Genomic DNA, 5,595 nt, shown 5'->3' with positions numbered 1-5,595 from the left:
ATGACCAATGCCGCTTTCGGCTCCTAAATCCGCCCCCGCAGCGCTCAGGCGGTAATTGCGGCGCAGCCGACAGCGTTGATCAGATGTTCCTTAATATCAAATGTCGGCTATGCATGGCATGGTCGCGCGCAGATCTTCAGTCAGGTGCTCGTTGATAACCTTTTTCAGCGTTGCCCTTGGGCAAAACAAGAAATTCAAGCAGCATTGCCACCCCTGACAGCATCAATGGCCGCTTAGATTCCGCCTTCCTCGGTTTTCTGGATAGCCGTTGATGGCGGGTTCAAAAAGGCGTCGAACCGTTCCCTGACGACCATGTAGCATTCACACGCCGCGGTCTCCATCCCACGGCGATCCACAACCTGCATCATGCCACGGCGATATCTGATAAGGCCCTTGCTTTGCAAAGATTGCGCAGCCAGCGTGACCGAAGTTCGATTTACGCCCATGATCCTTGCCAGAAATTCATGAGTATATGTCAAATTCTCTCCCTCTGCCCGATCATGCATCATCAGGAGCCAGCGGCATAAACGCTCTTCAACGGAGTGTAGGGAATTGCAGGCAACAGTCTGCATCACTTGTGACAACAAGGTTTCCGAGTAGCTGACAAAAAGATTCTGCATATGAGCGCTGCTTTCGAACATCGCTTGCAAAGGCCTGATATCGCATCGAACCATTGGCCCCTGAAGCTGCACGGTGCATCTGTTAAAGGACACGCGACTATACATGGCCGCGAATAGCCCAAAGGCGCCTTCGCGGCCAATGTTGGCGCATTCTATCTCTGACCCATTCTCCAAGACCGTGAGCAAGGACAGAACGCATCCTTGCGGAAAATAGGCATGGCTCAGCAGCCCACCTGCCTCGCAAACGACCGTTCCAAGGTCGAGATCGACCTCTGTCAAAAAAGGCGCTATCCTGCTGTAGGCCTCCTTAGTGAAGGCGCCCAGTAGTTCGTTTGCGTGGATGGTCTGATCTTTCATCATCTCAAAGCTCCTGATTCGCGAGACAACTGCAGTAAACGGAGCACATTTTTTTTGGTCGGGCACTGCTTTATGTTGTGCTTACAACAGACAGCCGGTCCAACGCTGTGTTCGTCTCTGCAGCATGTGTCCTGCAAGGAATGATATCTGTGGTATCCCAAATAGCGTATCTGAGTCTTTCTAAAACGCTTTCGGGAGAAGCGCAGTTGTCTGATATTCTTGCGGTGTCTAAGACAAACAACACCCGCGACGGAATTACCGGTATTCTAATGTATCATGATCGACTATTTTTCCAGCTACTGGAAGGTGAACGAAGCATCGTCGATAAATGTTATAACCGGATCCTTTGCGACCCACGCCATTCTGCCATATCGCTCATGTGGAACGGTGAGGCTGAAAACCGGACATTTTCAGCTTGGGCAATGGGTTTCGTTGGCACTAATGAGATCGACCTAAACAGTGAACATGAACTGGTATCACTAACCGATGTGGCAGGCAGCAAAGACGCCTCAACGAACAGCGGTTGCTTGGCTTTGCAAATGTCACTACAGATGTTCCAAATGTTCTGGCGTGTCAAAAATCCATTTAGTTAGTCGTCACCCATTGCCAAGCCATCGGGTGAAGGAGGCAACAGCCGTCGATTAGTATCACCTCCAATTTTAACTGACACAATTTTAACCATAGCCAACGGCCACTATTCAGAAAACTCAAATTTTCGCGCAGCCTCGTTAAAGACGCTATCTTGGAAAGATACTCGGCATAGACCACCGACAACTCAACGCATTTGTCTATACTCGTTCCAGCCTGGGTTAGCAGCCGTTTCGCGCAACTGACCGACCGGGCCTCCGGGAAGTCAATCAGCCGCCTACTTCTGCGAACGACCTGTTGTCGCTTGCGAGCAGGCGGGCCATCATGGCGATGATTTCATGATCGCTGTAGGGTTTTGATGAGAACAGGCTGCCTATTGGCAGGCTGCTTTCCTCAAGGATCGCCATGCCGGACGCTACCAGCAGTTTGACCGGGGGCCATCGGTCGCGGATGTAGTGCGACAGCTTGATTCCATCCATCGTGCCAGGCATCTGCACATCGGTGAAGACCAGATCGATGTCATCGCGCTCCTCCAAAATCCGGATGGCTTCGTCCGCATCACGGGCTTCCAGCGCTTCGTAACCGGCGGATTGAACGAGGTCGACGGCCCCCATTCGAATGACCGCCGTGTCTTCAACCACCAAAACGACAGCCTTACCGTTCTTCATCTGCTTCTCGTCTCTGCAATTGGTATGCCCGCAAGCCTTCGCAGCAAGCCGGAGCGCGTTAGCGCGTTCTGATCTCTACGCAGCGGGCCGGATGTCTTCATGGTGATCGACATTACCAAGATAGCTGACCGTGACACAGGTTCCAGGATTTGCCTCGCTCAACTGGAGGTCGCTTCCCAGATTTTTGGTCAACGCTTCCACGATACCAGTTCCAAGGCCTGCCTTGGGCGCGCTGTCGCCAGTCGGCATGCCGATGCCATCGTCCTTGACCGAAAGGGTCCAGTCGTTGCCTGTCGCATGGTAGCCCACCTCGATCTTGCCTGCCGCCTGATCGGGGAAAGCATGTTTGAGCGCATTGATCACCAATTCGGTGACAATGAGCCCCAGACTGACGGAAACGTCTGCAGTCACGGAGCTGTCGTCAGCCATGACCGAGATCGAGAGGCGTTCGGGGTCAGCGATCATTGACGCGGCAAGGCTGTCGCAAAGGTTCGTAAGATAACGGCTTATCCCGACCTTGCCGCCTGGAGAGGTTGAAAGCTGCTTTTGCACAGCGGCAATCGACATGACCCGGTGATGGGCGTTGTGCAGGTGGCCGCGCACCTCTTCGGACTGCACCTTGCGCGCGCTTTGCATCAGGACGCTGGCGATGATTTGCAGGCTGTTGGCGACCCTATGCTGGACTTCCTGAAGCAAGACCGCCTTTTCCCGCACCAGTTCGTCCTTCAATCGTGCGTCGGCGCGCACGTCGGTCACATCGCTCACCGACAGCAAAAGCCGGACGCGATATTCGTCGCCGTCGTCCAATTTGCAGGCATTGAGGACCAGGTTCCGTGTTTTCCGGTTCGGTCGCTCAAGGTCGATTTCATACGCTTCAATCTGCGCACTTCCCGTAGCGGTCGCCTTGAGCAGAGAGGCAAGTCTGGGCATCGCCCACTCGCCGTGTCCGACTTCGCTGAGATGCCTGCCGGGCATCGTCGCCGGATCAATCTCGAATGCCCGGCAAAAAGAGCCACTTGCAGCAATGACCTCATGCTGCGCGGACAGGAAAAGCAAAGGCTCATTTGAGGATACCACCACGGCAATTGTGCTTGCGGCCTCACGACGGTCAAAAGGTGTTCTGGACATGTCTGAAGTCCTTTCCTGCCGGGTCTTCGCGATTAAGGCGAAACACGGCAGATACGCAGTCAGAGGGCACGCCTCCGCTGACGATCGACCTCTTGCTACCACATCCTGCTCAGACTAGCACCACGCTTAATCGGTCGGCGGAAGATATCCCCGAAAAGAGCGTAAAGGGGACGGCCCAACCTTCAGCTTCGCCGTCCGCATCGCCCCGATTTCGACACCCTGGCTTGTGGGATGTGAACGTCTGCTTTCCGCCCAGACCGCCAATTTGGCATTATGAGCAGCAGCCATGCCTGTCACATCTTCTGCGCGGTAGGCCGGAACAGGACCTCGTTGATGTCCAAATCATCTGGTTGGCTGATCACGTATTCCACCAGACGGGCGAACGTTTCTGCAGGCACGCCGACCTCGCCCACGTAGTCCTGATTGGCCTTCTGCATGTCCTTTTCGCTGATGTGGTCCAGCAGTTCGGTCTTGACGGCACCCGGCGAGACGACGGTGCTGCGGATGTTGTAGGCTTTCAACTCCTGCCGCAGCCCCTCGCTGATGGCGCGGACGCCGAATTTCGTCGCGGAATAGACGGCAGAGCCTTCGAACAAGGTATGACCCGCGACAGATGCCAAATTTATGATGTGACCCGACTTCTGCGCGGTCATGTGGGGCAGGGCGGCAGCGATGCCGTAAAGCACGCCCTTGAGGTTCACGTCGATCATCCGGTCCCATTCATCGACCCGCAGCCGTTCCAGCGGCGACAGGGGCATGATGCCGGCGTTGTTGATCAATACGTCGATGCGGCCGTAGGTGGCGACGGCCGTATCCACCAGCGCCTTGATCTGCGCCTGATCGGTAACATCGGTGGCCACGGCCGTCGCTTTGCCACCAGCCTGCGCAATGTCGTCGGCCAGTTCTTGCAGCCGGTCGCCCCGCCGGGCACCCAGCACAACGCTCGCCCCGAGGGCTGCGAGGTGACGGGCCGCCGCCTCGCCCATGCCGCTGGATGCGCCGGTGATTACGACGACCTTTCCGGTGATGTTGTCGGTCATTTCATGTCTCCAGGTGTTGTAAGTGTCATCATGTGGGGGCGGCCTCACTCAGCCTGCGTCAGTTCCACCGTCACGTCGCCAGGCCGGTCGAAGATCGACACGTCGCCCGTCACCTGCCCCAGCGGAATGATGCCTGGACCGGGGACGGCACCGTCGGTGTAGTAGATTACGAAGTCGCGCCCGCTCCACAATCCGAGGGTGCCGGTGGCAAAGTCGCGTTGGCGCGGATAGTCCGGCAGGGATGTGGGCAAGGTGCCCGTCTTTTCCTGCCGCAGGTGATCGCGCATCGGCAGGGTTACAGGCAGCATCTTCCACAGCGCCGCAGCGGCGGGGTTGTCCGCCAGGGTGGCGGTGACCGTGCCCCAGTCGGAGGCGATCGTGATCTGGTCCTGTGTCATGGCGGGTCCTGACAGTCCAAGGGCGAGGGTGGCAGCACCCAAAAGCGGTTTCAACATGATGAAGATCCTGTCGTCGACGGATGCTGGCTGGCCTGCGGACAGGCCAGTCATTGTGATCTGCGCGTTGCCGTTCTCAGACCGACAGGTGTTCGCCAAAGAAGTCAGCCATCCTGTTGAAAGGGATCACGTCCAACTGGTCATAGAGGTCGACATGGTCGGCGCCGTCGATGATCATGATCTCCTTGGGTTCCGCCGCCGCTGCATAGGCATCCTCGGTCAGATAACGCGAATGAGCCTCTGATCCGGCGATCACCAGCATCGGGCGCGGCGCGATTTCGGCAACGTAGGTCAGCAATGGCATGTTCATGAAAGACAGCGAGTTCGTCACCGTCCAGCCGCCGTTCGAGTTGACGGAACGGGGGTGATAGCCACGATCCGTCTTGTAGTAGGCATGATACATCCGGATTACCGGATCGGAGGGACTCTGTTGCGCAAATCAGCTGACGGACGGTTTTCCCCTTACCCCAGACGGATTTATGCCACTGCCTTTGTGACGGGGATGCCAAGGGCGGTATAGCCATTCAGGATAGCGATGCGCACCTGGACCTCCGCGACCTGGCGGTCGAAGTCCCGAGCCATCAGCCGCTGGCCCAGCAGCTTTACACAATGCATCTTTGTCTCGACGCGGCTCCGGCGGTGGTATCCGCTCCAGTTCCGCCAGAGCGCCCGACCCAGACACTTCGATGCGCGGAGCGCATCATTCCTGGCTATGGCACCGGCGGTGGTTGGTTCCCAT

At 56.8% G+C, this 5,595-nt stretch carries 7 protein-coding genes and 1 pseudogene; 1 reads left to right on the top strand and 7 read right to left on the bottom strand.

Annotated features, from left to right (window positions below; genetic code table 11):
- Positions 1-233: 233 nt before the first annotated feature.
- Complete coding sequence (locus BMX16_RS17020) at positions 234-980, bottom strand: Crp/Fnr family transcriptional regulator (protein WP_089905958.1); 747 nt, start codon at positions 978-980, stop codon at positions 234-236.
- 104 nt (positions 981-1,084) lie between these two features.
- On the opposite strand from BMX16_RS17020, the gene BMX16_RS17015 reads away from it, so the two are divergent.
- On the top strand, positions 1,085-1,570 hold the full coding sequence (locus tag BMX16_RS17015; protein ID WP_143058093.1) for a BLUF domain-containing protein: 486 nt from the start codon (positions 1,085-1,087) through the stop codon (positions 1,568-1,570).
- A 264-nt stretch (positions 1,571-1,834) separates the two neighbouring features.
- Here BMX16_RS17015 and BMX16_RS17010 read toward each other — a convergent pair whose 3' ends face one another.
- The 6 genes and pseudogenes from BMX16_RS17010 to BMX16_RS16985 form a co-directional block, all read right to left on the bottom strand.
- Positions 1,835-2,233: a response regulator gene (locus BMX16_RS17010; protein ID WP_089905955.1), complete on the bottom strand. Its 399-nt coding sequence runs from the start codon at positions 2,231-2,233 to the stop codon at positions 1,835-1,837.
- Positions 2,234-2,308: 75 nt separating this feature from the next.
- Positions 2,309-3,361: a sensor histidine kinase gene (locus tag BMX16_RS17005; RefSeq protein WP_089905953.1), complete on the bottom strand. Its 1,053-nt coding sequence runs from the start codon at positions 3,359-3,361 to the stop codon at positions 2,309-2,311.
- 293 nt (positions 3,362-3,654) lie between these two features.
- On the bottom strand, positions 3,655-4,401 hold the full coding sequence (locus tag BMX16_RS17000) for an SDR family oxidoreductase (RefSeq protein WP_089905951.1): 747 nt from the start codon (positions 4,399-4,401) through the stop codon (positions 3,655-3,657).
- Positions 4,402-4,445: 44 nt separating this feature from the next.
- Positions 4,446-4,856, bottom strand: coding sequence for a cyclophilin-like fold protein (locus BMX16_RS16995; protein WP_089905961.1), 411 nt, complete (start codon positions 4,854-4,856; stop codon positions 4,446-4,448).
- Positions 4,857-4,932: 76 nt separating this feature from the next.
- Positions 4,933-5,259, bottom strand: a complete 327-nt coding sequence (locus BMX16_RS18125) for an alpha/beta hydrolase (protein WP_245731743.1) — start codon at positions 5,257-5,259, stop codon at positions 4,933-4,935.
- 74 nt (positions 5,260-5,333) lie between these two features.
- Positions 5,334-5,595 (bottom strand): annotated as a pseudogene (locus BMX16_RS16985) (IS5/IS1182 family transposase); the annotation flags it as partial.

Origin of the sequence: Loktanella fryxellensis, assembly GCF_900110065.1 — a bacterium.
Taxonomy (GTDB): Bacteria; Pseudomonadota; Alphaproteobacteria; order Rhodobacterales; family Rhodobacteraceae; genus Loktanella; species Loktanella fryxellensis.
The sequence above is the reverse complement of the archived record's forward strand: the minus strand, read 5'-3'. Positions and strand labels throughout refer to the sequence as shown.